General features: G+C 72.2%; 23 protein-coding genes and 1 tRNA gene. 9 read left to right on the plus strand and 15 right to left on the minus strand.

Annotated elements, in window-relative coordinates; translation table 11 throughout:
- The first annotated feature begins 120 nt into the window (after positions 1-120).
- Positions 121-1,236 carry a globin domain-containing protein gene (locus tag ACTWLT_RS07450; RefSeq protein WP_252416827.1) on the plus strand — a complete coding sequence of 372 codons (1,116 nt, stop codon included), beginning with the start codon at positions 121-123 and terminating at the stop codon, positions 1,234-1,236.
- 67 nt (positions 1,237-1,303) lie between these two features.
- Here the strand turns inward: ACTWLT_RS07450 and ACTWLT_RS07455 are convergent, their stop codons facing one another.
- Positions 1,304-2,833 carry a peptide deformylase gene (locus ACTWLT_RS07455; protein ID WP_445317675.1) on the minus strand — a complete coding sequence of 510 codons (1,530 nt, stop codon included), beginning with the start codon at positions 2,831-2,833 and terminating at the stop codon, positions 1,304-1,306.
- 328 nt (positions 2,834-3,161) lie between these two features.
- On the opposite strand from ACTWLT_RS07455, the gene ACTWLT_RS07460 reads away from it, so the two are divergent.
- The gene (locus tag ACTWLT_RS07460) at positions 3,162-3,944 is read left to right on the plus strand and encodes a hypothetical protein (RefSeq protein ID WP_445317839.1); all 783 of its coding nucleotides are present in this window, start codon (positions 3,162-3,164) and stop codon (positions 3,942-3,944) included.
- 7 nt (positions 3,945-3,951) lie between these two features.
- On the opposite strand, the gene ACTWLT_RS07465 is transcribed toward ACTWLT_RS07460, so the two are convergent.
- A complete protein-coding gene (locus tag ACTWLT_RS07465) occupies positions 3,952-5,778 on the minus strand; it encodes a DUF6311 domain-containing protein (protein WP_445317676.1) in 1,827 nt (608 codons plus the stop codon).
- Between the two features lie 211 nt (positions 5,779-5,989).
- Between ACTWLT_RS07465 and ACTWLT_RS07470 the strand changes: the two genes are divergently transcribed.
- Positions 5,990-6,700: a class I SAM-dependent methyltransferase gene (locus ACTWLT_RS07470; protein WP_445317677.1), complete on the plus strand. Its 711-nt coding sequence runs from the start codon at positions 5,990-5,992 to the stop codon at positions 6,698-6,700.
- Between the two features lie 107 nt (positions 6,701-6,807).
- Here ACTWLT_RS07470 and ACTWLT_RS07475 read toward each other — a convergent pair whose 3' ends face one another.
- Positions 6,808-7,350 (minus strand): YbhB/YbcL family Raf kinase inhibitor-like protein, encoded by a 543-nt coding sequence (locus tag ACTWLT_RS07475; RefSeq protein WP_252416831.1) that lies wholly within the window; start codon positions 7,348-7,350, stop codon positions 6,808-6,810.
- Between the two features lie 153 nt (positions 7,351-7,503).
- Here ACTWLT_RS07475 and ACTWLT_RS07480 point away from each other — a divergent pair, with 153 nt between their 5' ends.
- Both ACTWLT_RS07480 and ACTWLT_RS07485 read left to right on the plus strand, forming a co-directional pair.
- Entirely contained in the window at positions 7,504-7,650 is a 147-nt protein-coding gene (locus tag ACTWLT_RS07480) for a hypothetical protein (RefSeq protein WP_445317678.1), read from the plus strand.
- Between the two features lie 79 nt (positions 7,651-7,729).
- On the plus strand, positions 7,730-8,938 hold the full coding sequence (locus ACTWLT_RS07485) for a low temperature requirement protein A (protein WP_445317679.1): 1,209 nt from the start codon (positions 7,730-7,732) through the stop codon (positions 8,936-8,938).
- 5 nt (positions 8,939-8,943) lie between these two features.
- On the opposite strand, the gene ACTWLT_RS07490 is transcribed toward ACTWLT_RS07485, so the two are convergent.
- Positions 8,944-9,030 (minus strand) — tRNA-Ser (locus ACTWLT_RS07490).
- A 172-nt stretch (positions 9,031-9,202) separates the two neighbouring features.
- On the opposite strand from ACTWLT_RS07490, the gene ACTWLT_RS07495 reads away from it, so the two are divergent.
- A complete protein-coding gene (locus tag ACTWLT_RS07495) occupies positions 9,203-10,177 on the plus strand; it encodes an NAD(P)H-quinone oxidoreductase (RefSeq protein WP_445317680.1) in 975 nt (324 codons plus the stop codon).
- Positions 10,178-10,192: 15 nt separating this feature from the next.
- On the opposite strand, the gene soxR is transcribed toward ACTWLT_RS07495, so the two are convergent.
- Positions 10,193-10,651, minus strand: coding sequence for a redox-sensitive transcriptional activator SoxR (gene soxR / locus ACTWLT_RS07500; RefSeq protein ID WP_445317681.1), 459 nt, complete (start codon positions 10,649-10,651; stop codon positions 10,193-10,195).
- A gap of 65 nt (positions 10,652-10,716) precedes the next feature.
- Positions 10,717-11,421 carry a glycosyltransferase family 2 protein gene (locus tag ACTWLT_RS07505; protein WP_252416836.1) on the minus strand — a complete coding sequence of 235 codons (705 nt, stop codon included), beginning with the start codon at positions 11,419-11,421 and terminating at the stop codon, positions 10,717-10,719.
- A 123-nt stretch (positions 11,422-11,544) separates the two neighbouring features.
- On the opposite strand from ACTWLT_RS07505, the gene ACTWLT_RS07510 reads away from it, so the two are divergent.
- Positions 11,545-13,722: a glycosyltransferase family 39 protein gene (locus tag ACTWLT_RS07510; protein WP_445317682.1), complete on the plus strand. Its 2,178-nt coding sequence runs from the start codon at positions 11,545-11,547 to the stop codon at positions 13,720-13,722.
- Positions 13,723-13,896: 174 nt separating this feature from the next.
- Positions 13,897-15,498 carry a ricin-type beta-trefoil lectin domain protein gene (locus ACTWLT_RS07515; protein WP_445317683.1) on the plus strand — a complete coding sequence of 534 codons (1,602 nt, stop codon included), beginning with the start codon at positions 13,897-13,899 and terminating at the stop codon, positions 15,496-15,498.
- Between the two features lie 45 nt (positions 15,499-15,543).
- Here ACTWLT_RS07515 and ACTWLT_RS07520 read toward each other — a convergent pair whose 3' ends face one another.
- From ACTWLT_RS07520 to ACTWLT_RS07550, 7 genes are all read right to left on the minus strand, one after another.
- A complete protein-coding gene (locus tag ACTWLT_RS07520; RefSeq protein ID WP_445317684.1) occupies positions 15,544-16,158 on the minus strand; it encodes a hypothetical protein in 615 nt (204 codons plus the stop codon).
- A 56-nt stretch (positions 16,159-16,214) separates the two neighbouring features.
- Positions 16,215-17,645 (minus strand): sensor histidine kinase, encoded by a 1,431-nt coding sequence (locus tag ACTWLT_RS07525; protein WP_445317840.1) that lies wholly within the window; start codon positions 17,643-17,645, stop codon positions 16,215-16,217.
- A gap of 46 nt (positions 17,646-17,691) precedes the next feature.
- On the minus strand, positions 17,692-18,384 hold the full coding sequence (locus tag ACTWLT_RS07530) for a response regulator transcription factor (RefSeq protein ID WP_445317685.1): 693 nt from the start codon (positions 18,382-18,384) through the stop codon (positions 17,692-17,694).
- A gap of 103 nt (positions 18,385-18,487) precedes the next feature.
- Positions 18,488-19,000, minus strand: a complete 513-nt coding sequence (locus ACTWLT_RS07535; RefSeq protein WP_445317841.1) for a hypothetical protein — start codon at positions 18,998-19,000, stop codon at positions 18,488-18,490.
- 132 nt (positions 19,001-19,132) lie between these two features.
- Positions 19,133-20,062 carry a DUF1906 domain-containing protein gene (locus ACTWLT_RS07540; RefSeq protein WP_445317686.1) on the minus strand — a complete coding sequence of 310 codons (930 nt, stop codon included), beginning with the start codon at positions 20,060-20,062 and terminating at the stop codon, positions 19,133-19,135.
- Positions 20,063-20,168: 106 nt separating this feature from the next.
- Positions 20,169-21,170 (minus strand): aminoglycoside phosphotransferase family protein, encoded by a 1,002-nt coding sequence (locus tag ACTWLT_RS07545; RefSeq protein WP_445317687.1) that lies wholly within the window; start codon positions 21,168-21,170, stop codon positions 20,169-20,171.
- Positions 21,171-21,234: 64 nt separating this feature from the next.
- The gene (locus ACTWLT_RS07550; protein WP_445317688.1) at positions 21,235-22,407 is read right to left on the minus strand and encodes a thiolase family protein; all 1,173 of its coding nucleotides are present in this window, start codon (positions 22,405-22,407) and stop codon (positions 21,235-21,237) included.
- Positions 22,408-22,533: 126 nt separating this feature from the next.
- On the opposite strand from ACTWLT_RS07550, the gene ACTWLT_RS07555 reads away from it, so the two are divergent.
- Positions 22,534-22,965: a PH domain-containing protein gene (locus ACTWLT_RS07555; RefSeq protein WP_445317689.1), complete on the plus strand. Its 432-nt coding sequence runs from the start codon at positions 22,534-22,536 to the stop codon at positions 22,963-22,965.
- 9 nt (positions 22,966-22,974) lie between these two features.
- Here ACTWLT_RS07555 and ACTWLT_RS07560 read toward each other — a convergent pair whose 3' ends face one another.
- Positions 22,975-23,886, minus strand: coding sequence for a rhomboid family intramembrane serine protease (locus ACTWLT_RS07560; RefSeq protein ID WP_445317690.1), 912 nt, complete (start codon positions 23,884-23,886; stop codon positions 22,975-22,977).
- 100 nt (positions 23,887-23,986) lie between these two features.
- A complete protein-coding gene (locus ACTWLT_RS07565; RefSeq protein WP_252416847.1) occupies positions 23,987-24,517 on the minus strand; it encodes a peptidylprolyl isomerase in 531 nt (176 codons plus the stop codon).
- Positions 24,518-24,556 lie beyond the last annotated feature (39 nt).

The raw sequence follows: 24,556 nt of genomic DNA on the forward strand, positions 1-24,556 counted from the left end.
CCGGTGGCACGGCCGATCGGGCGGCATGAACCGATCGCACATTCTGTGCGACCGGTGGGCACTCTCCGTGGAGATTCTATGGGCGCCCGATCCGCTGCCGTCTGGAGAAGGGAGCGCCCCGTGGACGACGTCGCGCGTTTGTTGAAGGAGAGCTGGACCCTGGTCGAGGAGCACCGGGACCGGCTGAGCGGCCACTTCTACGCCCGGCTGTTCCTGCTCGACCCCGCCCTGCGGCAGCTCTTCCCGGTGCAGATGACCGGCCAGGGCGACCGCCTGCTGGAAGCGATCATCACGGCGATCCACACCGTGGACGACCCGGAGAGCTTCGACGAGTTCCTCCGGGCGCTGGGTCGCGACCACCGCAAGTACCACGTCGACGAGCAGCACTACGCGACGATGGGCGTCGCGCTGCTGGACGCACTGCGCAGCACCGCCGGTGACGGCTGGAACCTGGAGTACGACCAGGCGTGGCGGGACGCCTACGCGGCGATCGCCGCGAAGATGGTGGCCGGGGCGGCGGACGACGACAACCCGCCGTTCTGGCACGCCGAGGTGCTGACCCACGAGCGGTACGGCCCGGACACCGCCGTGCTGACCTGCCGGGCGTTGCAGCATCCACTGCCCTGGCGTGCCGGCCAGTACGTCAGCCTGGAGGTGCCCCGCCACCACCCTCGGGTGTGGCGGACGTACTCGGTGGCGAACGCCCCGAACGACGACAACGTGCTGGAGTTCCACGTGCGGGCACCCGGGGCCGGCTGGGTGTCCGGCGCGCTGGTCCGGCGGGTGCGCCCTGGTGACCTGCTGCGGCTGGCCGCGCCGATGGGGTCGATGACCCTCGACCGCTCCTCCGAGCGGGACATCCTCTGCGTGGCCGGTGGGGTCGGGTTGGCACCGATCAAGGCTCTGGTGGAGGAGTTGGCCTCGTACAACCGGACCCGGTGGGTGCACGTCTTCTACGGCGCCCGGCAGGCGGCGGACCTGTACGGCCTGGCCGGGTTGCAGGAGCTGGTCGCCGTACATCCGTGGTTGTCCGTCACGGCGGCGTGCAGCGAGGAGCCGGACTTCGACGGCGAGCTGGGTGACATCCCGGACGTGGTGGCCCGGTACGGCCCGTGGACCACGCACGACTGCTACGTCTCCGGCTCGGCCCAGATGGTCCGGTCCACGCTGCGGGTGCTGGCCGCCGACGAGGTGCCACCGCCGCACATCCGGTACGACACCTTCGGTGACCTCTAGTCGTTCCTCCCCCCACACCGGGGCGCGTGCCCCTGCCCCCTGGGGCACGCGCCCCGGTCCCTCGGCGTCAGTAGCGCCAGGGGTGCCCGGTCTCGCGGTACTCCTCCACCGGCACCAGCGGCACGCCGGGCGCCATCCGGTCGACGTAGAGCCGGCCCTCAAGGTGGTCGATCTCGTGCGCGACCAGTCGGGCCATGCCGAACTCGAACGAGGTGATGACCCGGCTGCCGTCCCACTGGGCGTGCTCCACGTCCAGTCGCAGCGGCCGGGGCACCAGACCGCGGTGGTCGAAGTAGGAGAGGCAGCCCTCGTACTGCTCGTCGCTGTCCGGTGAGGCGTCGACCACCCGGGGGTTGAGCAGCACGACAGGCTCCGCCGAACGGTCGGGTGGCCGGACCACGGCCACCGCCCGACCGATGCCGAGCTGCGGGGCGGCGATGCCGACCCCCTTGCTGAACGGGTGCAGCTCGTCCAGCCGGGCCAGGGCCGTGCTGAGCCGGTCGACCACGTCCCGGGCCACCGTTTCCTCGCCGGGCAGGTCGAACGGGCGGCAGCGCTGGCGGAGCAGGTCGTCGCCGCGCTGCACGATGCCGATGCCGCGCATCCGGTCGCTGGGCCGGACGCGGGCGCCGCCGGGGCCGACGTCCGGGTCGGTCTCCGGTCGGGCGCGGAAACGCCACTGCATGCGGTAGCGGGCGTTCAGCGGCGGGTCGTCGGTGTGCCAGTCGAAGATCGCCCGGTCGCCCTCGTCGCGTCGCTGCGGCGCCGTCCGCAGGGGGCCCTCCTCCGCCGAGAGCGAGGTCTCCACGCCCCAGACCTGCGGGTCGAGCGCCGCCGGCAGGTCCAGGCGTACGGCGAGCCGCTGGGTGGGTAGGCGGACCGCCCGCTGGAACCAGGGACCCCACTTCTCCTGCCCGACGCTGTACGCGTACTCGATGGTGGCCCGGTCGCCCGGGTAGAGCGGGAACCGCCGCTCACCGTTCTCGAAGAGCAGCCAGATCTCCTTGAACGCGTCCCGGTCGTGTTTGGCCCGCCAGTGCATCGCCTCCGGGTCGCCGCCGCCGTCGACCCGGCGGGCCTGCAGTTGCAGCTCGGCGAAGGTCAGCGGGTGCTCCCGGTGGTGCCGGTTGGAGCGGCCGGGGTCGTTCGGGTAGCGGTCGACGGCTACCCGGACCAGGTAGCGGGTGACCGGCTCGGTGCCGGCGTTGTACAGCTCGCGGTGGATGACGCACCGGTAGGCGTCCTCGGTGTGGGTGAGGGTGGCCAGCTCCCGTTCGACGACGAGGCCGGTGCCCGGTGGCAGCCACTGGCCGGGCAGGTGCGGCTCGCGGTGCGTCTGAGCGGGGCGCGCGTGGCGCAGCTCGTCGTACTCCCGGAAGCGCTGCCAGATCGCGCCGCTGGCCTCCAGGACGGCCTCGGCACGGCGGGCGAAGTCCTCGGTCGGGCGGTGCCGGCGCCCCTCGACGTGGCTGACGTAGGACGGGTCGAACCCCATCAGGATGGCCAACTGCTTCTTGGACAACCCCCGCCCGGTCCGCTGGCGGGCGAGTTCGGCCGCGAAGGAATCGGCAGCCCGTTCGAGGGGTGTTGTCGTCATCGGCTTCCTCGTGGCCGGGAGTATCAGTTTCACGTTCCGTGCCGGCGCGCACACGCATATGGCACCTTGCCGACACATCGCTTGACAATCCACCGATGTTCATCGATGCTGCGCCGGCGTTTCCCCGGGCAGAAGCGGGGTAGTACGCCGGGGCGCGGAGCCTGCTCCACCGGGAGCGGCAGTGACCTGGAGCTCCCGATCAGACTGAGGTGAGGCTTCCCTTAGACCTGCGGGCGTGGTTAGGCTAGCCTTAGCTCAGGACGCACGGTCGTCCGCCGAGGTCAGCTCCTCGGTCACGCAGACGGGGGATGACACGGTGACAGCGGTGATGCCGAGGCGGGACGTGTCCGCCACGCCGCTCGCCCCCGTCACCGCGGCGCTGCGCGCCATGTTCGGCACCGACGACCTGCCCGGCCTCGCGCGGGGCCTGCTGGTCGACGACGAGTTCGGCTGGGCGCCCGCCACCACCCTGATCGACGGCAGCCGGCTGCCGGAGCTGCTGCACGCTGCCACCCTGCGCTGGGGCGGCACGCCGCACGCCTGCGCCGCGCTGGCCTGGAAGTCGTACAGCTACTGGACGGCGCTGCCGGTGGTGCTCGGCTGGGCCTCGGCCCGGCGGGTGCCGCTGCTCGACCCGTCCGACGTGCTGATCCACTTCGAGGACCACCGGCCGCTGCTCACCCTGGGCCTACGCCGCAGCACCACCGTGGCGGTGCTGCCGAGCGACCCGCTGGCGCTCGCCGGCCACCCGGAGGTACGGGTCGTCGCCGGCGAGGCGGAGCTGCTGGCCGTGCTGCGCGCCTCGCTGCTCGACGCCCACCTGGCACCGCTCATCGCGGCGATCCAGACGGAGGTCCGCGTGGGCACGCGGACGCTGCTCGGCTCGGTCGCCTCCGGCATCTCGCACGGCATCCTCCGCGCCGCGGACGGGCTGCCCGGCTCCACGGTGCAGACCATCGACACCCTGCTCGGTGCGCTCGATCTGGCGGACCTGGTCGAGCTGGTGCCGGGCCCGACCGGTGAGCCGAGCGTGCAGCGGCGTACCTGCTGTCTCGCCTTCACCCTGCCCAGCCCGAAGGTCTGCCAGGGCTGCTGCGTCCGCCAGGGCTGAGCCCCGCTCAGTCGGTCAACGACCGGACGTCCCACACCCACACTCCGCCGGTGAAGACCGGCCGGATCCCCGTCAGCTCGGTCATCCCCCGCCGCAGCGCCGCCTCGTGCTCGTGCGGGCCGAGAATCACCACGCCCGCCCGCCAGTAGCGCAGGTCGTCGACCGCCTTCACGCGGCTCTGCGGGGTGATCGGCGGCACGGCACCGGTGCGCCGGATGGTGGCGAAGAAGCTGCTGGTGGGACGGGGCGGTGCGCCGAACAGCGCGATCCGCGGCGCCTCCGCTCTGGGCCGGGTGTCCGGGCCGAGGAAGTAGCCCCGGGCCAGCGGCATGTCCAGCCGGGTCGCCGCCGACCACCGCAGCGGTTCGGCGTAGTTGGTGTCCGGCAGCGGCAGCGTGACCACGCTGCGCCCACCAGCCACGTACGGCCGCCAGGCCCCACCGGTCACGAAGGCGGGAACCGGGTCGAGGCGGGCCACGGGAAGCGGGGTGGGCAGGATCGGCAGCAGGGCCATGGTGAGCACGGTGGCGGTGGCGAAGTGGATCTGCCGCCGGGCGGTCGGTGCCGACCGTGCCACCTCACGGGCGCGCTCGGCGCCGTAGGCGAGCAGCAGCCCGATGATCGGGGTGATCGCCAACGCCCACCGGGTCGGCACCACCGAGTGCAGGATCGGCAGGTTCTCCAGCACCGCCCAGGGCCCCGGCACACCGGTGTCGCGGCCGGCGAGGTCGACCTCCCGGCCGAGCGAGAGCACCGCGAAGAGCAGCCCGAGGGCGGCCAGCGCGAGCACCACGACCGAGCGCCGCATCCACCACACCAGGGCGACCACCAGCACCAGCAGGGACCAGCCGAAGAAGCTGTTCTCCTCGGTCGGGTTCTTGGCCAGGTTTGCCGCCGTCCGCGCGTTGCCGGCGAGTGATTCTCGGGAGTACGCCACGAACGAGGCGAGGTCGCTGGAGTAGCCGCGGATCAGGCGGGGCAGCCCGGCGTAGGCGCCGGGCCCGAAGAACTGGACGTACAGGGGGTACGCCAGCAGCAGCCCGGCGACTCCGGCGGCCACGCCCAGGCCGGCGAGGAAGGTCCGGGTCTGCGACCGCAGGGCGGGGCGGCCGAGGGCGAGCGCGCCGACGATCACGCCCAGCCCGATCGCCGTCATCAGGAGGATCTCCAGGTTGAGGAACGCCTGCCAGACGATCACCAGCGCCAGGAGCACCCCGTTGCGCAGCCACCGGCCCGGCTCACCGAGCCGCAGGGTGCGCCAGATGATCAGTGGGACCACGAACTGCGACACGATGTTCGGGTGCCCATTGGCGTGCGACACCATGGCCGGCGCGAAGGCGCAGAAGCCGGCACCCAGCCAGGCCGGCCCGCGAGAACCGATCAGAACGCGGGAGAGCAGGAAGTACCAGGCCACGGCGGTGGCAATCATTCCGGCGGTCAGAAACAGCAGGAATGCCGCGCGGGGCCCGAGCAGCAGGGTGACAGGTGTCATTGGCAGCGAAATGGATAATACGGACGTATTAGCCATCAGATTGACGCCGTCCGGCACGTTCATCCGGTCCGAATGGAACGGGTATGCGAAATGCGTGATGACCCGTGCACCGTGCGCCATCATCCATTCGAACTGCGATTGATCCGTGCGGTTGTCCCGCACCGCGCTGCCCGGCTCCAGCCAGAGCCGCCCGGTGACCCAGAAGCCGAGCACCACAAAGCTCAGCAGGGCGGGCAGATCCGCCCACTTTCCGTTGCGGCGTAGGCGTACGCCGCCGGCCCCCTCCACCGGCGTCGCCGTGGCCGGGCCGTCGCCGGGCGCGTCCGGTTCAGGAGTAGTCATGACAATTCATAGGGTAGTCAGCGTATGGCGGCGCCGTGACATGTTTCGGGGTACTGCCGTACTATGTGCCGGGTTCGCCGACCGCCGATCACGTGCCCACCCCCGACCGCAATTCGGCTACCCCGCTGCCCCGATTCTTCTGCCGTCCCAGCGGATGATTCACTCTGTCGGTCCAGGCACGGGTCGAGTTCATATCGTGAGGAATCGACGCATGGCAGAAATCACTGGGGATCAGCGCGTCCAGTCCGAGGTTCTGGAGGGCCTGGCAACCGCTGTCAACCACCGCCGCTGGTTCGTCGAACTGGCGGTGCCGTACCTCGGTGACGACCCGATCGAGATCGGCAGCGGTCTCGGTGACTACGCACTGGAATGGTCGCGGCGGCTGCCCCGGTTCACCGCCACGGAGGCCGATCCGGACCGGTTGGTGCAGCTCAAGGAGCGCCTCGCCGACCAGCCCAACATCGACGTCCGGGAGATGCTCCTGCCGCACAACGACCGGGGCGACTACAGCGCGGCGGTCTCGTACAACGTGCTGGAGCACATCGAGGACCACGTCGACGCGCTGCGCAGCATGCGCGACCTGGTCCGGCCCGGCGGGGCGGTGATCATCATCGTGCCGGCGTTCCAGTTCGCGATGAGCCCGGCCGACATCGCCACCGGTCACGTGCGCCGCTACACGAAGAAGACCCTCCAGGCGGCGATGACCGAGGCCGGGCTGACCGTCGAGAAGATCCACTACGCCAACGCGCTGGGCCTCATCGGCTACTTCATGGCCACCAAGGTCTTCCGGCTGATGCCGAAGGAGGGTCCGATGGTGAAGGTGTACGACACCGTCGTACTCCCCGCCACCAAGGCCGCCGAGCAGCGCGTCCGCCCGCCGTTCGGCCAGTCCGTCTTCGCCGTCGCCCGCGTCCCCGCCTGACCCGGCCCGCACCCCTCACCCCGCGATCTTGCACTTCCGGCCCCTCACGACCCGTCTGCCGGGCCTGTCGGAACAGTAAGTGCAAGATCGCGGTGGGCGAGGAGGTGTCAGGCCTTGATCTGGTGGGTGGGGCGGATGACGGCTCGGGCCAGGGTGTGGAACGTCAGATTGAAGCCGACGTACGCGGGGGTGGCGTCGGGCGTCACGTCCAGGCGGTCGACGTCCAGGGCGTGCACCGCGAAGACGTACCGGTGCGGACGGTCACCGGCCGGCGGAGCCGCTCCGCCGTAGCCCTGCTCGCCGTAGTCGTTGCGGACCGAGAACGCCCCGCCCAGGTCGGTGCCCGCCGCGCCACCAGCGCCGGTGGGCAGCTGCGTGACGTCGACCGGCACGTTCACCAGCACCCAGTGCCAGAAGCCGCTGCCGGTCGGTGCGTCGGGGTCGTAGCAGGTCACGGTGAAGCTCTTCGTCTCGGCCGGGAAGTCCGACCAGCTCAGCTGCGGAGAGATGTTCTCACCACCGGTGCTGCCGTGTGCGTGCCGGACGTCCATCGGCTCGCCGTTCTGCACGTCGTCACTGGTCAGGGTGAACGAGGGCACCGTCGGCAGCAGCTCGTACGGGTCCGGGGCGATCGGTCGTTCCAGTGTCATCGGGAGCGCGTCCTTCCGGTGTGCGGAGATTCCTGCCCCTTCATACCCCGTCGGAGGGTGCCGGACGACCGGAAGTACCCGGTGTCCACGATCACGCCGTCCGCACTAGCGTTGTCATCCGCAACCTTCCACGAGGGGAATTCTTTGGCAGGCATGTGGCGCGACTTCCTGGTCGCCCTGGTCACCGCTGTGCGGAAGCCGGACGAGCGGGCGGTCGCCGACGAGCGCCGGCGCGCGATCGAGCGGCTGGCCGACGAGAAGATCGCGCAGAACCGGCGGTCCACCGACCCGCCGGAGTGACAGCCTCCACCGCCGGAACATCGCCCGGAGTCCCGTTGATCGTCGCAGGCGCGACACGGCGAACGGTGAAGATGAGCTGATGGGGCGGATCGGCAGGTCACGGGCGGTGGTGACGGCGGAGACACACCGGACGACCCTGTTCGAGATCTTCTTCGACCTGGTGTTCGTCTTCGCTCTCATCAGGGTCACCGAGTTCATGAGCGCGCGGCCCACGCCGATGACCCTGACCCAGGGGCTTGTCGTTCTGCTGTTGCTGTGGATCTCCTGGCTGGTCTACTCCTGGCTGGGAAACTACGCCCGCATCGACGTCGGGCTGATCCGCGCCGGGACCACCCTCGCCATGGCAGCCGTCTTTCTCGCCGCCCTCGTCATCCCCGACGTCTGGCAATCCGGCGAGGGAACCGTGGAGCCGCGGCTGATCCTGGTCCTGGCCTACATCGTGGTGCGGGTGATCCACCTGGCCCTCTACTACTGGGCTGCGGAGGGCAACCTGCGCCTGCGCAGGACCATTCGCCTCTACACTCTCTCGACCGCGCTGGCCTGGGTCCCGCTCGTCCTCGGTGCCGTGTTCGGCGGCACCGCGCAGGTCCTGCTCTGGACGGCGGCGCTCGCCGTCGACCTGGCCGGCGGAGTGGTCGCCTCCGTCCTGAGCGGCTGGCCGGTACGCAGTCCGGACCACTTCACGGAGCGCCACAGCCTCGTGCTGATCATCGCGCTCGGCGAGTCTCTGGTCTCGGTCGGCGCCGGGGTCGGTGTGGAGATGACCCGTCGACCGATCCTGCTGGCCGCACTACTCACCCTCACCGTCACCGTGTGCCTGTACCGGTTGTACTCCGACAGCGCGGCGACCGCCGGCAAGGTGCTGAGGGCGGAGTCCGGGCCACGACGCGGCCGGCTGGCCGCCAACGCCTACAGCATCGCCCACTTTCCGCTGGTCGCCGGAACCATCTACGTGGCGTTGGGAGTCGAGCAGGTGCTCGCCCGCCTGGCGCACGAGCAGTCCCACGACACCGCCGGGCTGCGCCTGGACTGGACCCCGACCGTCGCGCTCTTCGGTGGGACCGCCCTGTACCTCGCGGGCCGGGCGGTCTTCCTGAGTCTCAGCGTCCGGTCCGTCACACCGGGACAACTCGTCGCCCCCGCTGCGGCGCTGCTGTTGCTTCCCGCCGGCCGCTTTCTGCCCGGTCTGGTCGCTCTCGGCCTGCTCACGGCGTTCCTCGCCATTCTCGTCGGCTACGAGGCGGTGTCCAGACGCAGGCGAGACCCAGACGACCTGACTGCCGGGTGAAGGAGCGGAGGGTGTGGGATTCGAACCCACGAAGAGGTTGCCCCCTTACCGGTTTTCAAGACCAGCGCCATCGGCCACTAGGCGAACCCTCCTGGGCCGCCACCCGTGGGTGAACGGCCGTGCATAGTCTGCCACGGCACTCGGCCGGCGGCCCGGTGTCCCTCCCCGATCAGGCCGATCATGCCGGTCCGGCCCTCCACAGTGGTCGTCGCGGCGAACGGGGTGCGCCTGCGGCCCTCGGCGGCATCGGGTAAGACTGAGCCCATGCGAGCCATCACCGTTCCGCAGCCCGGTGGACCCGAAGCGCTGGTCTGGGCCGAGGTGCCCGACCCGGAGCCCGGCCCGGACGAGGTGATCGTCGACGTACGGGCCGCCGGGGTCAACCGTGCCGACCTTCTGCAACGGCAGGGCCACTACCCGCCGCCGCAGGGCGCGCCCGAATACCTCGGGTTGGAGTGCTCCGGGGTGATCAGCGCGGTCGGCCCGGAGGTGGCCGAGTGGGCCGTCGGGCAGCAGGTCTGCGCGCTGCTGGCCGGCGGAGGGTACGCCGAGAAGGTCGCCGTGCCCGCCGGGCAGCTGCTGCCGGTGCCGGCCTGCGACCCGGTCGATGCCGCCGCGCTGCCGGAGGTGGCGTGCACGGTCTGGTCGAACGTGGTCCGGCTGGGCCGGCTCGGCTCGGGTGACACGCTGCTGGTGCACGGCGGAGGCAGCGGGATCGGCACCTTCGCGATCCAGCTCGGCGCTGCCCTCGGCGCCACGGTCCTGGCAACCGCTCGGGCCGCCAAGCACCCCCGGCTACGCGAGTTGGGCGCCGCGCACACGATCGACTACCGCGAGGAGGACTTCGTCGAGGAGGTCAGGCGGGTCACCGGTGGCCACGGCGCCGACGTCATCCTCGACATCATGGGCGCCTCCTACCTGGGCCGGAACGTCGACGCGCTGGCCACCGGCGGCCGGCTCATGGTGATCGGGTTGCAGGGTGGTCGCAAGGCCGAGCTGAACCTCGGGGCGTTGTTGACCAAGCGGGCCACCGTGGCGGCGACCTCGCTGCGCGCCCGGCCGCTGGCGGAGAAGGCGGAGATCGTCCGGGGCGTACGGGACGAGGTGTGGCCGTTGGTGGAGGCCGGCATGATCCAACCGGTGGTGGACCGGCGGCTGCCGATGAGCGAGGCGGCGGAGGCGCACCGGCTGGTCGAGTCGAGCGACCACCTCGGCAAGGTGCTGCTCACCGTCGGGTGACGCGGGTGGGCGAGGTCAGGCGACCTCGTCGGCCGCCGGCCGGGGCAGCATCAGGCGGGCACCGGGGCCCTCGCCGGCCAGAGCGTCCCCCGGGTTGTAGAGGGTGCAGCGCTGCATGGACAGGCAGCCGCAGCCGATACAGCCGTCGAGGTCGTCGCGGAGCTTGCTGAGCAACCGGATCTTCTCGTCCAGCCGGCCCCGCCAACTGGCGGAGAGCCGCGCCCAGTCCTGAGGGCTGGGGGTGCGGGCGTCGGGCAGCGATTCCAGTGCCTCACGGATCTCGTCCAGGGAGACGCCGACCTGCTGGGAGATCCGGATGAAGGCGACCCGCCGCAGTTCGGCGCGGGCGTACCGGCGCTGGTTGCCGCCGGTGCGGTCGGCGCGGATCAGACCGAGTCGCTCGTAGTAGCGCAGCGCCGACGGCGCGACGCCGGAGCGGACGGACAGCTCGCCGATCGTCAGGGATTCCTGCATCACCGGGTCCTTGAGTTGAAGTCGACTTCAACTCATAGGCTATCCGGCTGGCGCGAGGACCGTCGTCAGCGGGCGGACGGGACGGGACGACGGCGTGCGCGCTCCCGGCCGAGGATCCAGATCGCCTCGACGCCGTCCTTCCAGGTGATCTTCTTGCCCTCTTCCCGGCCACGCGCGCGGTAACTGATCGGCACCTCGTACGGGCGGATGCGGCGGCGCAGCAGCTTGCCGGTCACCTCGGCCTCCATGCCGAAGCCACGCGAGCGCACTTCCAGCGACCGGTAGAGCGCCACCGGCATCAGCTTGAAGCAGGTCTCCAGGTCGCCGATGTACGAGTTGAACAGGACGTTGGCCGCCATCGTGACGCCCTTGTTGCCCATCACGTACCAGAAGCTGTAGGCGCTGTGGCTGCCGAAGGTGCGATTGCCGTAGACCACCGTGGCCCGCCCGTCGAGCACCGGGTCGAGCAGCTTGGGGATGTCCTGCGGGTCGTACTCCAGGTCGGCGTCGAGGATGACCATGTAGTCGCCCTCGGCGCTGTCGACCGCCGTCTTGATGGCCGCACCCTTGCCGGCGTTGCGCTGGTGGGTGATGACCCGCAGGCGGGCGTCGTCGGCGCGACCGAGGATTTCGCCGGTGCCGTCACGGCTGCCGTCGTCGACCACCACGAGCTCGATCTCGCACGGATAGTCCACCGCCAATGCCTGCTTGAGGGCATCCGCGATGCGATCTTCCTCGTTGTAGACCGGCATGAGGATCGAGAGCTTCACGGGAATCTCCACGGTGGCGACAACACGTCGGGCATAGCCTAGCCTGGCTGGTCAGCCCGACGCGTGCCGCACCGTCGGGCGGCCGGCGTGGCGGGTCCAGCGCGATGGTGTTTACTTCCCGCCATGTCGGCTGCCGGCTCTCTGCTCGCGGTGGTGCCCGCCGCCGCGGTGCTCCTGCTCACCGTCGCGACGAGGCCGGTCGGCGCCGTGGCGCCGTTGCGGCTCGCCGTGGTGCGTTCCGCCCTGCTCACCGGCGTGTACGCGGTGCTCGTCGTCGAGGTGCTCGGCGCGCTGCACGCCCTGACCCGACCGGCGTTCGTCGCCGCCTGGCTGCTCTTCCTGGCCGGCGCGGCCACGGCAGCGAGGCTGCGGTGGCGTCGGAGGGCGCGGCCCACACAGCCGCCGGCCGCGGCGCCGCGCCCGGTGCCGGTCGGCGCCGGGGTGCCCGCCGGAACCGGCCTGGAACCGGCCGCCCCGACCGCCGACGGTGCCGGGGGCGGGCACGACCCCGCGCCGGTCCGCGCCGGCCTGCTCGTCAGAGCGGCCGACGCCTGGCGTACGGCGGGTCGCGGCGAACGGCTGCTCGCCGGCACGGTCGGCGGGCTGGTCCTGCTGGAGCTGCTGGTCGCGCTGCTGGCCGAGCCGAACAACTTCGACTCGCAGACGTACCACCTGCCCAAGGTGGAGCACTGGGTGGCGCAGGGCGACCTGGACTTCTGGCCCACCGCCATCCACCGGCAGGTGACCATCCCGCCCGGAGCCGAGTATCTGCTGCTGCACCTGCGGCTGCTCACCGGCGGGGACCAGCTGCACAACCTGGTGCAGTGGGCGGCCGGGGTGCTCTGCCTGCTGGTGGCCGCCCGGATCACCGCGCAGCTCGGCGGCGGCCGGCGGGCACAGTTGATCACGGCGTTCGTGGTGGCCAGCACGCCGATGGTGGTGCTGCAGGCGACGAGCACGCAGACCGACCTGGTCTGCGCGGCGTGGGTGGCCTGCGCGGCGACGTTGGTGCTGGACGGGCTGCGCCGGCGGACCGGCTGGGGCACCCTGCTGGGGCTGGGCGCTGCCACCGGTTTGACCGCGGTGACCAAGACCAGCGGGCTGATCGCGGTCGGCCCGCTGCTGGTGCTCTGGGGGTTGGCCCAGCTACGACTGGCCCTGACCGACACGCCGCGTGGCACGCCGGCCGCCCGCCGGCCGACTGGCGGTCTGGCCCGTACGGTCGGCGGTTCGGTGCTGATCCTGCTGGTCGCGGCCGTGGTGGTCGGCCCGTTCCTGGCCCGGGTGACCGCCGAGTTCGGGCACCCGCTGGGGCCGCCCCGACTGCGCGAGTCGATCCCGATGGAACGGCACGATCCGCCGTCGATCCTGGTCAACGCGCTGCGGATCGGGCACACGGCGTTCGACACGCCGTTGGCACCGCTCCGCCGCGCCGGCGCCGAGGCGATCATCGGCGGTGCGGACGCGATCGGGGTCGACCCGCAGGACCGAGCGATCACCTTCGGTCGGGAGATCTTTCCGGAGCCCGCCTGGTATCCCGACGAGGACCGGGCGGCGTTCCCGCTCGCCGGGGCGCTGGCACTGATCGGCGCGGTGGTGGCGCTCGCCCGGCCGCGCCGGGTCGACCCCGGGCAGGCGGGGCCGCTGCGCGCGTACGCGCTGGTGGTGCTGGTCACCGTGCTGCTGCACACCTCGATGATCAAGTGGCAGCCGTGGGGGAACCGGCTGCTGCTCTACGCCCTGGTCCTCGCCGTGCCGCTGGCCGGGCTCTGGCTGGACGCGCTCTTCCGCCGCCACGCCCCCGTCCCGGCGGACGGGCCCGGAACCGGCCGTGGGCGGCGGTCGGTGGCCACGCTGGCGGCGGTCACCGTGCTGGCCACCTCGGCACTGGCCGGGGTGCTCGCGCTGTCGTACGGCTTCCCGCGCCGGCTGGTCGGTGCCGGCTCGGTCTTCACCACCTCCGACTGGGACACCCGGTTCCTGCGTCGTCCCCAGTGGGCCGACGAGTTCCGTTGGGCCGCGGCGGCGGTCGGGGACAGCGGCGCCCACCGCATCGGGCTGGTGCAGCAGAACGACAACTGGGAGTACCCGTGGTGGCTGCTGCTGCGGCACCCGGACGGCCGCTCGCCGGAGCTGGTGGCGTTGCAGTCGGTGCTGCCGGAGCGACCGCCGGCGGACCCCGCCTCGGTGGAGGCGATCGTCTGCACCGGCAGCCAGCCCGCGTGCGCCAAGCTGGTTCCGGCCGGCTGGCGACTGGAGTTCCGCGGTTACGTCGGGTACGCGCTGCCACCGAGCCGCTGACGCCGCGGAGCCCACCACCACCACCACCACCACCCCCGCCGCCCGGATCGTCCGATCCGGGCGGTTCTGCATCCCGCGCGCAAGGATCCGAAGCACATTCACATCCGTTGATCCGCACGTTACCGTCTGGTAACTCAATCGACGTCCCGCGATTGAGCCGAAAGGAGTGCGTCGATGCCTGCAACCCCCGCCAGGCCCGAACGCGCGACCCGACGACGGGCACTCACCGTCGCCGTCGCCGTCGCCGCTCTCGTCCTGCCGATGCTCGCCGGACCGGCCTCCCCCGCCACCGCCGCCGACCGACCGACCGTCCAACCACTGCCCGCCAACCTGGAGGCCATCCGGGCCGCCGAGGCGACCGCCCTCTACGGCAGCCCGGCCATCCGCCCGATCGAGCAACGCCGCACCGCGCTGATCACCATGGGTGACAGCGAGATCTCCGGTGAGGGCGTCGGCAACTACGTTCCCGGCACCCACCAGCCCGGCAACTGGTGCGACCGCTCGTACGACCAGGCGGTGTTCCGCACCGGCATCCCGTCGGACGCGCAGTACAACCTGGCCTGCTCCGGCGCCACCCCGTGGAACCTGATCGCCGGTGGCCCCACCCAGCACAACGAGCTGAACCAGGGCGACCACCTGGGGATCAAGGCGCGCAACACGCACGTGAAGCTGATCTGGGTGGTGGTCGGCGCGAACGGCGACGGCACCATCCAGTTCGGCCCGGTCGCCACCGACTGCGCCATCAGCCGGGTCTTCTTCCAGGGCCCCTGCTACCCGCGCTACACCGACCAGTGGACGGTCCGCACCGACGGCAGTCGCCAGGCCGTGGTCGACGCGCTCACCGACATCCGGCAGACCATGACCAACGCCGGCTACCTGCGATCGGACTACGAGCTGGTGCTCATGTCGTACCCGAGCCCGGGCAGCCCGGACGTGGAGGACAACCCGAACTTCCCCGGCTGGTACTCCGGCGGCTGCCTGCTCTACCTGGCCGACGCGGCGTTCGCCCGCAACAAGGCGGTGCCGATGTTCGAGTCGGCGCTGCGCGCCGCGGCCACCCAGACCGGCACCCGCTACCTGGACGCCAGCCGGCTCTTCCACGGCCACGAGGTGTGCACCGACAACACCTCCGTCCGCGGCCTCTACATCGAGATCGGCGTCTGGGACGAGAACGCGGCCCGACAGTCGTTCCACCCCAACGCCCGCGGGCACGGCATGTTCGCCCAGTGCATCACGCAGTTCTGGACCTCGGGGCAGGAGCGGGCCAGCTGCGTCGACCCGGCCAGCACCGGCGGCGGGGTGCTCTACCCGGGCCTGCTGGAGTTCAAGCAGTTGCGGAACCTGGCCACCGGCACCTGCGTCGACGGCAAGGGCTACGACTCCCGCAACGGCACCGTGCAGCAGCCGTACAGCTGCCACGGCGGGCGTAACCAGGGCTTCTGGTACGACCCGGCCCGACGGTCGCTGCACTCGGAGCTGTCCCACGACCGGTGCCTCGACGTCGCGAACGGGTCGATGACCTCCGGCACGGCGGTCAACATCTACGACTGCAACGGCAGCCCCGCCCAGCAGTTCGTCTTCGCCGGCAACCAGCTCAGGCCGGCCGCCGCCAGCAACCTCTGCGTGGCGTTCGACAACCCGTGGCTGGGCAGCCCCCGACTGCGGTTGGCCGGCTGCTCCACCAGCGCGCGGCAGCAGTGGTCGTTCGAGTCCCGGACCGCCGCCAACCCCGTCGGCTACGGTCACGACGACTTCATCGGCTCCCGCGTCTACTGACCGACCGCAGCAAGGAGGGGCCCCTCGTCGAGGGGCCCCTTCCTCTTACTTGGTGGGAGGGATGAGGATCAGCCGGGCCACGCCCTTGTCGCCGTCCTTCGCGCCCGCGACGCCGAGCGTCGCGCCGACCTTCACCTCACCCGGCTGCACGGTGGCACGCCGCTCGACGACCCGCAGGTCGTCACCGAAGGTCCACGTCATGGTGAAGCCGTCGGTGGACTTCACGGTCATCGAGTCACCGTCGATGGCGGTCACCTCGCCGCGCTGCACGGCGACGGTCTGCGTACCGCCGTCCTTGGTCTTCACCACCGCCTCGCCGTGCAGGGTGTTCTTGCGCAGTTGCACGCGCGCCTGGCGGCGCTTGCGCCACTCCTCGCCGCGCTTCTGGCGCGCCTTCTCCTCCGCGCTGGGGGAGGCACCGGGCGTGGCCGATCCCTCGGGTGCCGGGGTGGCCGGTGCGGCGACGGTCTGCACGTCCAGGTCGTCGGCGTCGAAGCCCATCGCGGCCAGCGCCTGGCCCTCCACGCCCAGCGCCGCGGCGACCTCGACGGTCGCCTCCCGGGCGGGCTGGCTGGCCACCTCGGCCGCACCGCAGCCGCTGACACCGAGTGCGACCGCCGCGAGCAACGACGTGGTGGTGGCGAATCCCCAACGTGGCATGGCTCTCCCTCTCGTCCGTGGAGATCCCAGCCTGCACCGCGACCACGAGCGAAGCGTCAGGCCGATGTTCGGGTCCGGTAAGGATCGCCGGGCAGCCGGACCGTGAAGGCCGCCCCGCCCTCCGGCGCGTGGCCCGCCACGATCTCCCCGCCGAGCCGGCGGACCAGCCCGGTGGCCAGCGCCAGCCCCAACCCGCTGCCCACCTTGCGCACCCCCCGGTACCGCTGGTGCAGCGCACCCCGCTCGAACGCCACCGCCAGGTCGTCGTCGGTGAAGCCGGGCCCGCCGTCACGGACCTCCAGCACGCCGCCCGCGGCCGGGTCCGCGCCGGCCGCCCGGACCGCGAGCACCACCGGCGCCCCCGGGGGTACGACCCGCAGCGCGTTCTCCAGCAGCCCGTCCACCACCTGCCGGATCCGTCCCGGATCGGTGTACGCGGGCACCGGCCCGTCGGGCGTCTCCACCCGGAACGGCACTCCCACCGCCGCGCACCGGCCCGACCAGGTGGGCTCGGCGTCGACGGCCAACCGGACCAGGTCCACCGGCACCGGTTCGAGCGGGAAGTCGGCGGCCTCCAGTCGGGCCAGCGCCAGCAGATCCCCGATCAGCCGGTCCAGGTGCCGGGCCTCGGCCAGCACCGTCCGGCCGGTGTCGGCTGTGCCGTCCGCGTCGATCACCCCGTCGGCCAGCGCCTCGGCGTACCCCCGGATCGCGGTCAACGGGGTCCGCAGTTCGTGCGAGACGGAGAGCAGGAACTCCCGCTGCCGGCCCTCGCTGGTGGCCAGCGCGGCGGCCAATCCGTTCAACGCCTCGGCCAGGTCGGCGACCTCGTCGGGCGACTCGACGGGCACCCGGACGGCGCGGTCACCGGCGCGCAGCCGGGCGGCGGCGGTGGCCGCGACGCGGATCGGCCGGGCCAACCGCCGGGCCAGCAGCAGCCCGGCCACCACGCCGGCGGCGAGCCCGGCCAGCAGCGGCAACCAGAGGCTGAGCAGCACCTGCCGCCACAGCCCGGTCGCCGAGGCGCGGGAGAGCACCACCCCGTTGCCGCCGGGCAGCGGCCGGCCCTCGACGAGCGCGCGCCTGCCGTTCACCGGGCGGCGGACCGAGACGGTGCGGCCCTGCTCGATCCGCTGCACCACGCGGGGCGGCAGGCCCGGCCGGTCGACTGTCCCGCGCCGGATCAGGTACGCGTCGATGCCCTGGTTGCGCAGTTGCTGGATGAGCCGCTCCTCGTCGGCGGTGCGGCCCCGGTCCAGCCGTGTCCGCAGCACCTCGGCGGCGAGCCGGGCCTGCGCGGCCAGCGCCTCCTGGTCGCGTCGCTCCGCGCCCCGGATCGCCAACGGCACTGCCACGATCGCGGTGACCAGCACCGACACCAGGGCCACCGCGCAGGTGACCAGGACCGCCCGGGCGGTCAGGGTCCGGCCGAACCGGCTGCGCCGAGGCACGCCCGACGGCCGAGCGCCGACCAGTGGCAGCGCCATCGTCGGTGACTCCGGGCGCGCCGTGGGCTGTTGACGGCCGGGGTGGTCAGGCATCGACCGCGTACCCCACACCCCGATGGGTCCGGATCACGCTGGCCGGGCCGAGCTTCGCCCGGACCTGGGCGACGTGCACGTCGACGGTGCGGGTGCCGGCGTGCGCGGCGTAGCCCCACACTCCGGCCAGCAGCTCCTCCCGGGTGAAGACCCGTCCGGGACGGGCCATCAGGTGGGCCAGCAGGTCGAACTCGGTGGAGGTGAGCTGGACCGGGGCACCGGCGGCGGTGACCGTCCGGCGGGCCGGGTCGAGCGTCACCGGGCCGACGACGCGCGGCCGGTCGGCTCCCTCCGGGCCGCCCGCGGATCGGCGCAGGACCGCGCGCACCCGGGCGACCAACTCGCGCGGACTGAACGGCTTGGTGACGTAGTCATCGGCGCCCAACTCCAGGCCGACGATCCGGTCCACCTCGTCGTCCCGTGCCGTGAGGAAGATGACCGGGGTCCAGTCACCGGCCTCGCGGAGCTGGCGACAGATCTCGGTGCCGGGCAGGCCGGGCAGGGCGATGTCCAGGACGCAGGCCACCGGGCGGAGCCGGCGGGCGGCGCTCAGGCCGCCCGTACCGTCCCGCTCCAGGTGCACCCCGAACCCGTCGCGGGTCAGGTAGAGCCGCACCAGGTCGGCGATGGCCGGCTCGTCCTCCACCACGAGGACGAGCCCGCGGTGCGGCGGCTCGACGGTCACCGGCCCATGATTGCCGACCCGACGGCCTCAGCGCGATCGGTGCGTGTTCGAGTTCGGTAAGGGCGACGCAAGGGTCCGTCGCGGGTGTGCGACCGGTCGGCTCTCAGCGCGCCACAGCGGGGCGGAACACACTGGGCCGCGCGGGGGCCGGCCCGTCGCCGATGGTGGCGACGATCCGCTCGCGGGGCGTCCGCAGGCGGGTACGGAAGGCGTGGTTGAGCAGCGCGTCGAGCTGCCACACCCGCTTCGGGTGGCTGGTACGGATCAGGAACCGCTCCCGGATCCCGTCGATCGCGGTGGCGGCCAGCTCGACCGAGTGCAGCCGCGGGTCCGGGCTCCAGGTGACGTTGCTCAACTCGCGCAGCTCGGTGTTGAGGTGCAGACGCAGCCGGTGCAGCAGCCGGGTCTGCTGGGTCACCACCAGCCGGCGGTGGGTGAGCAGCAGCAGGTAGTCGCCGGTGACCGGACGGTCGGGGCGGCTGCAGCGGGTGACCAGGATGGTGGCGTCACCGGAGCCGACGCAGCGCCGGAAGACCGGCATGTGCCGGCTCAGGGTCTGCACGGCCAGGCCAGCCTCGGCGGCGGCCGGGAGGAACGTTCGGGAGAAGACGTCCATGACCTGCCCAACGACCTCCCCGGCGGGGGTGACGCGGGTCACGTCGTTTTTTTGGAACTTCCACGCGCGGGGTCGCACCGACTGTGCGACTTCGAGGCGACCCCGCCTTCGCGGTGTGACAATCGTCCGCCGTCAGCGGGTCGGCGGCGGGGTGCTGAGCCGACCGAGGATGCGGGACAGGTCCCGGAAGATCCGCGAGCCCGCCCAGCTCGGCTGGATCTGGCGAGGCTGCCGGAGTTCGAGGTAGTTGCTGTCGATGTTGATGCGTACCCCACCCCAGGTCTCGTGGTGGTCGCCCCGGTACTGCTTCATCCGCTGACCGGGCATCCAGTACGACGCCGGCAGGGCGCTGTCCGACACGGTCTGGACGCCGTCCCAGCGCGCGAAGTCGATCATGTCGGGGCGGGCGTGCCCCGGCCGCTGGTAGGCCGCCACCTGGTCCGACAACCCCGCCGAGCTGACCTTGGTGTAGAAGCCGGAGAAGAACTTCTGCTCGTGCAGCCGGGTGGTCCACGCGCTCACGAAGGAGTTGACCGCCGTCGTGCAGGCGGCGTTGCCGGCCGGGTAGTTCTCCATGTCGAGCGTGATCGTGCTGTAGAGCGACAGACCGAGACTCCGGGCGTTGCGGACGGCGTCGTCGGCCGCCTCACGGCCCTGCGCCGCGGCCCGGGCCGGATCGATCTTCCGCTGGTACGTCGAGCAGGGCGCCTGGAGGCCGACGTAGAGCGGGAACATCCGCCAGCCGGCCGCCTGCTGGGTCGCCACCCACGTCGGGGTCAGGTTGGGCTGGGCACAGCCCCGGTTGACGCCGCCGATGTAGATGCCGACCGCCCGGTACGGCGACTGCAGCCACGCCTTCATCGCCGCGTTCGACGGGGCTGCGCACGTGTCGAACCCCAGCCCCGTGAACGTCCCCGGCTGAGGCCCGTCGTAGGCGGCAGCGGCACGCGCCGGCGCGGCGGTGCCGGTCAGCGCCGCACCCGCGGCGACCACGACGAGCGCCAGGGTGGCGAGAACACGGGTGCCACGACGCGGGCCGAGCCGAGGAGGGCTGAGGGTCACGTGTCTTCCGATCTGATGTGGACGGCGGGTCGGCCCAGAATCCTGCCCGCTCGGCCCGCCGCCTGTCCAGACCGGCACCCCGGGATCGGACGTCACCGTCGCCCTCTCAGGCCGGATCGGATTCCAGCAACTCCTCCAACCAGCCGGGGACCGCCTCGGCGTACTCGGCGCGGGCCGGGTCGGGAGTGTCCAGTGCCCGCCGCCAGGACAGCGACCGGCTCACCGCGCCGAGACTCACCGCCAGGTCGGCGGCCTCGACCAGGGTCCGGCGGTCGTACCGGTCGGTCCACGCCTCCAGGTAGGCGTCGCGCAACCGGCCCAGCCGGGCGTCGTCGGCCGGCAGCTCGCTGGCGTACCGGACGGAGCGCAGGGTCACCAGCAGGGTGCCGAACGGGTGCGCCACCGAGGCGTCGCCCCAGTCGAAGTAGCGGTATCCGGCCGGGCCGGCGAACACGTTGCCGTCGTGCAGGTCGTCGTGCTGCACGGTCGCCGGGATCCCGATGTCGGCGAGCCGGCGACACCGCTCGGCGTACGCCGGCAGCTCCGCCCTCAGCCGCTCGTACGTCTCCGGGCTGAGCCCGCCCTCGCCACCGATCCGCAGCGACCCGCGATCGTCGAGCAGCTCGGCGAACAACCCGGGCAGCACCTCGGGGCGGTGATCCGGAACGCCGGCCGCGATCAGTTCGTCAGCCTCCCGCGTGGTGGCCCGTTGCAGCGCCGCGTACCCGGGCAGTGCCCGCTCCCAGTGCGTCAGGTCCCCGTCCCGGCCCAGCACGTCGCGCAGCGACTCTCCGCCGTCCGGCAGCAGCGACCAGCCCTGCTCGGGATCCACCGCGATCGGCGCGAGCACCCGCTCGGGTGCCAGTCGGGCCAGCGCCGCGATGAGGACGGCCTCGTGCGCGGTGCCCGGGTTGTTGGCCTTGAACCAGACCGGCCCGTCGTCGGTGGGCACCCGCCATACCAGCGACCACGGGCGTACGCGCGGCTCCACCGGCCCGGTCACCCGCCGGCCGGCCCGGCTCAGCTGCCCGTCGACCCAGGACCGTGCCCGCACCTGCCACTGCTCGCCGGACCAGTCCGGGGCGTGCTTGTCGGCTGTCGTCGTCACGTGCGCACCCTAGGCGGCCCAGCCGCGCCGGGGCGAGATGTTTTACCGGACCCGCCGGGGCGTGTCAGACCAGCTCGACGATGGTGGCGTTGGCCATGCCGCCGCCCTCGCACATGGTCTGCAGGCCGTAGCGGATTCCGTTGTCCCGCATGTGCTGGAGCATCGTCGTCATGATCCGGGCACCGGAGCCGCCGAGCGGATGGCCGAGGGCGATGGCCCCGCCGCGCGGGTTGAGCCGCTCCGGGTCCGCCTCGGTCTCGGCCAGCCACGCCAGCGGCACCGGGGCGAACGCCTCGTTCACCTCGTACACCCCGATCTCCTCGATGCCCAGCCCCGCGCGGCGCAGCGCCTTCGCGGTGGCCGGGATCGGCGCGGTGAGCATGGTGACCGGGTCGTCGGCGGCGACCACGGCGGTGTGGATCCGGGCGAGCGGGCGCAGGCCGTGCCGGCTGGCCCACTCGGTGGTGGTGACCGCGAGCGCCGCGGCGCCGTCGGAGATCTGGGACGCGGACCCGGCGGTCACCACCCCGTCGGCGCGGAACGGGGTGGCCAACTCGCCGAGCTTGTCCAGGGAGGTGTCCCGGCGGATGCCCTCGTCGGCGGCGAACTTGCCGCCGTCGCCGAGCGGCACCGGCGCCAGCTCCGGGTCGAAGGCGCCGGCGTCCTGCGCGGCGGCCGCCTTCTCGTGGCTGGCCAGCGCGAACTCGTCAAGTTGGGTGCGCGAGAAGCGCCACCGCCGGGCGATCAGCTCGGCCCCCACCCCCTGGTTGAACGGCAGCGGAGCGTCGTCGGCGAAGCCCTCCACGCCCCGGTAGCGGTCGCGGAGCTGGTCACTGAACGGCATGCCGCCCGCCACGCTGGAGCCCATCGGCACCCGGGTCATCGACTCCACGCCGCCGGCGACCACCAGGTCGGCCTGGCCGGAGAGCACCGTCGCGGCGGCGAAGTGCAGTGCCTGCTGGCTGGAGCCGCACTGCCGGTCCAGCGTGGTGCCGGGCACCGACTCGGGCCAGCCGGCGGCGAGCACGCCGTTGCGGGCGATGTTCCACGACTGCTCGCCGACCTGCGAGACGCAGCCCCAGAAGACGTCGTCGACCTGGGTCGGGTTGAGGCCGGTGCGCTCGGCGAGGGCACGCAGCACGTGCGCCGAGAGATCGACCGGGTGGACACCGGACAGGCTGCCCTTGCGCCGACCGACGGGGGTACGGACCGCGCCGACGATGACCGCGTCACTCATGTTTACTCCCCGGTAACCTGGGCTGTCCCGATCCTACGTCGTTCCTGGACCGGCCGTCCGCCCGCCTTCCGCGCCGGTGGGCGCCGGGCCGTCGCGGCCCCCGGCAGACGCTGGCATGCTGATCGCATGGACGCCGACGCTTCCCCGATCCGGCAGTGGCGGGTGCCGACCACCGTGCCACTGGCGAAACTGGCCGGCGCGGTCGTGCTGGTGGCGCTCGGCCTGCTCTTCGCCGAGGGCGACCCGGTGCAACTGACGGTGGTCGGGCTGGTCGTCGCCGGGCTGACCTGCTGGGCTCTGCGCGACCTGCTGGCACCGGTCCGACTCGCGGTCGACCCGGCCGGTGTGGTCGTCACCCGGGGCTTCGCCGGCCGCCGCCTGCTGCCCTGGGCCGCGGTCGAGCGGATCACCGTGGACCGCCGGCCACGCCTCGGGCTGACCACCGAACAGCTGGAGATCGACGCCGGGGAGTCGCTGCACCTGTTCAGCCGGTATGACCTGGGCGCCGCCCCGGACGAGGTGGCCGAGGCGCTGCAGGCCGCCCGCCGCGACGCGTGACCCGACCGGTCAGGCGAGCAGCTGCGCGGTGCGGAACAGGACCAGGGCGAGCAGGACCAGCAGGATGAGCGCGCCGCCGGCGACCTGCACCAACGTGCGCCGGCCGCGCGGCGCGTACGCGAGCACCAGGGCCATCGCCCCACCGACCACCAGGCCACCCAGGTGCCCCGGGATCGAGATGCCCGGCACGGTCAGCGTGAACACCAGGTTGATCACCAGGATCGGGATCACCTGGGAGATGTCCCGGCCCAACTTGCGCTCGATGATGATCAGCGCGGCGAAGAGGCCGAAGACGGCGGTGGACGCGCCGGCGGTGGCCGAGTTCTGGGCGCTGAACAGGTAGGCGGCGACGTTACCGCCGAGGCCCGCGATCAGGTAGAGCGCGCCGAAGCGCAGCGGCCCGAGGTTGGCCTCCAGCGACCGGCCGAGCACCCACAGGGCCCACATGTTGAGCAGCAGGTGGATCACGCCGTAGTGCAGGAACATCGCCGTGACCAGGCGGTACCACTGGCCGTCGGCCACCCCGCCGAGCGTGCCGTCGGGGAAGACCGCCAGCCCGAGCACCGAACCCCAGTTGGTCAGCGGGGTGCTGCCCCCCATCAGGCCGCCGAAGCCGGAGCCGCCCACCGCCGCGTCCCCACCCCGGTCGGAGGCGATGGAGAGCAGCATGAGCAGCACGTTCAGCGCGATCAGCGCCTTGGTGACGTAGCCGTGTCGGCCGGCGGCACCGCCACCGAAGGCGGTACGCGCCGGCCGGACACTGCGACGCCCCTCGTTGACGCACTCCGGGCACTGGTGCCCGACGGACGCCTCCCGCATGCAGTCCGGGCAGATCGGCCGGTCGCAGCGGGTGCACCGGACGTAGGTCTCCCGGCCGGGGTGCCGGTAGCAGACCGGGGTGGTCGGCGGCGATTCGCTCACCGGGCCGACCCTCCGTCCGCCACCGCGCGGTCCACCGGCGCCAGCCGGTGCGGTGCTCCGGAGCGCTCAATCATGCGAGCAAAGGTACCTCGCCCGTCGATCAGGCAGCAGACCGCTGGATCTCGACCCGCTCGATGACGACGTCCTGGAGCGGACGGTCGCTCGGGCCGGTCGGGGTGTTCGCGATCGAGTCGACGACCTTCACCGACTCCTCGTCGGCGACCTGGCCGAAGATGGTGTGCCGGTTGTTGAGGTGCGGGGTCGGGGACACGGTGATGAAGAACTGCGAACCGTTGGTGCCCGGTCCGGCGTTCGCCATCGCCAGCAGGTAGGGCCGGTCGAAGCGCAGCTCCGGGTGGAACTCGTCGGCGAACTTGTAGCCCGGCCCACCCCGGCCGGTGCCGGTCGGGTCGCCCATCTGGACCATGAAACCGCTGATCACCCGGTGCGAGATGGTGCCGTCGTAGTACGGACCACTGCCCGGCTGACCGGTGCGCGGGTCGGTGTACTCCCGGTTGCCCTCGGCCAGGTCGATGAAGTTGCGGACCGTCTTCGGCGCGTGGTTCGGGAAGAGCTCCAGCCGGATCGGGCCAGCGTTGGTGTGCAAGGTGGCGTAGACAGCCTCGGCCACGGGTACTCCTCACTCGTTGGTCAGTTCCATGCGGATCCT

It is taken from the genome of Micromonospora yongxingensis, assembly GCF_052601155.1.

Excerpts from the sequence above, each read along its gene's own strand:
- ACTWLT_RS07525 (WP_445317840.1), bottom strand. The coding sequence starts at position 17,645 with ATGGCGCTGCCACTGGTCGGCGCTCGGCCGTCGGGCGTGCCTCGGCGC.
- ACTWLT_RS07465 (WP_445317676.1), bottom strand. The coding sequence starts at position 5,778 with ATGACTACTCCTGAACCGGACGCGCCCGGCGACGGCCCGGCCACGGCG.
- ACTWLT_RS07555 (WP_445317689.1), top strand. The coding sequence starts at position 22,534 with ATGGACGCCGACGCTTCCCCGATCCGGCAGTGGCGGGTGCCGACCACC.
- ACTWLT_RS07485 (WP_445317679.1), top strand. The coding sequence starts at position 7,730 with ATGGGGCGGATCGGCAGGTCACGGGCGGTGGTGACGGCGGAGACACAC.
- ACTWLT_RS07510 (WP_445317682.1), top strand. The coding sequence starts at position 11,545 with ATGTCGGCTGCCGGCTCTCTGCTCGCGGTGGTGCCCGCCGCCGCGGTG.
- ACTWLT_RS07535 (WP_445317841.1), bottom strand. The coding sequence starts at position 19,000 with ATGGACGTCTTCTCCCGAACGTTCCTCCCGGCCGCCGCCGAGGCTGGC.
- ACTWLT_RS07455 (WP_445317675.1), bottom strand. The coding sequence starts at position 2,833 with ATGACGACAACACCCCTCGAACGGGCTGCCGATTCCTTCGCGGCCGAA.
- ACTWLT_RS07480 (WP_445317678.1), top strand. The coding sequence starts at position 7,504 with ATGTGGCGCGACTTCCTGGTCGCCCTGGTCACCGCTGTGCGGAAGCCG.
- ACTWLT_RS07475 (WP_252416831.1), bottom strand. The coding sequence starts at position 7,350 with ATGACACTGGAACGACCGATCGCCCCGGACCCGTACGAGCTGCTGCCG.
- ACTWLT_RS07460 (WP_445317839.1), top strand. The coding sequence starts at position 3,162 with ATGCCGAGGCGGGACGTGTCCGCCACGCCGCTCGCCCCCGTCACCGCG.
- ACTWLT_RS07495 (WP_445317680.1), top strand. The coding sequence starts at position 9,203 with ATGCGAGCCATCACCGTTCCGCAGCCCGGTGGACCCGAAGCGCTGGTC.
- soxR (WP_445317681.1), bottom strand. The coding sequence starts at position 10,651 with ATGCAGGAATCCCTGACGATCGGCGAGCTGTCCGTCCGCTCCGGCGTC.
- ACTWLT_RS07470 (WP_445317677.1), top strand. The coding sequence starts at position 5,990 with ATGGCAGAAATCACTGGGGATCAGCGCGTCCAGTCCGAGGTTCTGGAG.
- ACTWLT_RS07520 (WP_445317684.1), bottom strand. The coding sequence starts at position 16,158 with ATGCCACGTTGGGGATTCGCCACCACCACGTCGTTGCTCGCGGCGGTC.
- ACTWLT_RS07515 (WP_445317683.1), top strand. The coding sequence starts at position 13,897 with ATGCCTGCAACCCCCGCCAGGCCCGAACGCGCGACCCGACGACGGGCA.
- ACTWLT_RS07550 (WP_445317688.1), bottom strand. The coding sequence starts at position 22,407 with ATGAGTGACGCGGTCATCGTCGGCGCGGTCCGTACCCCCGTCGGTCGG.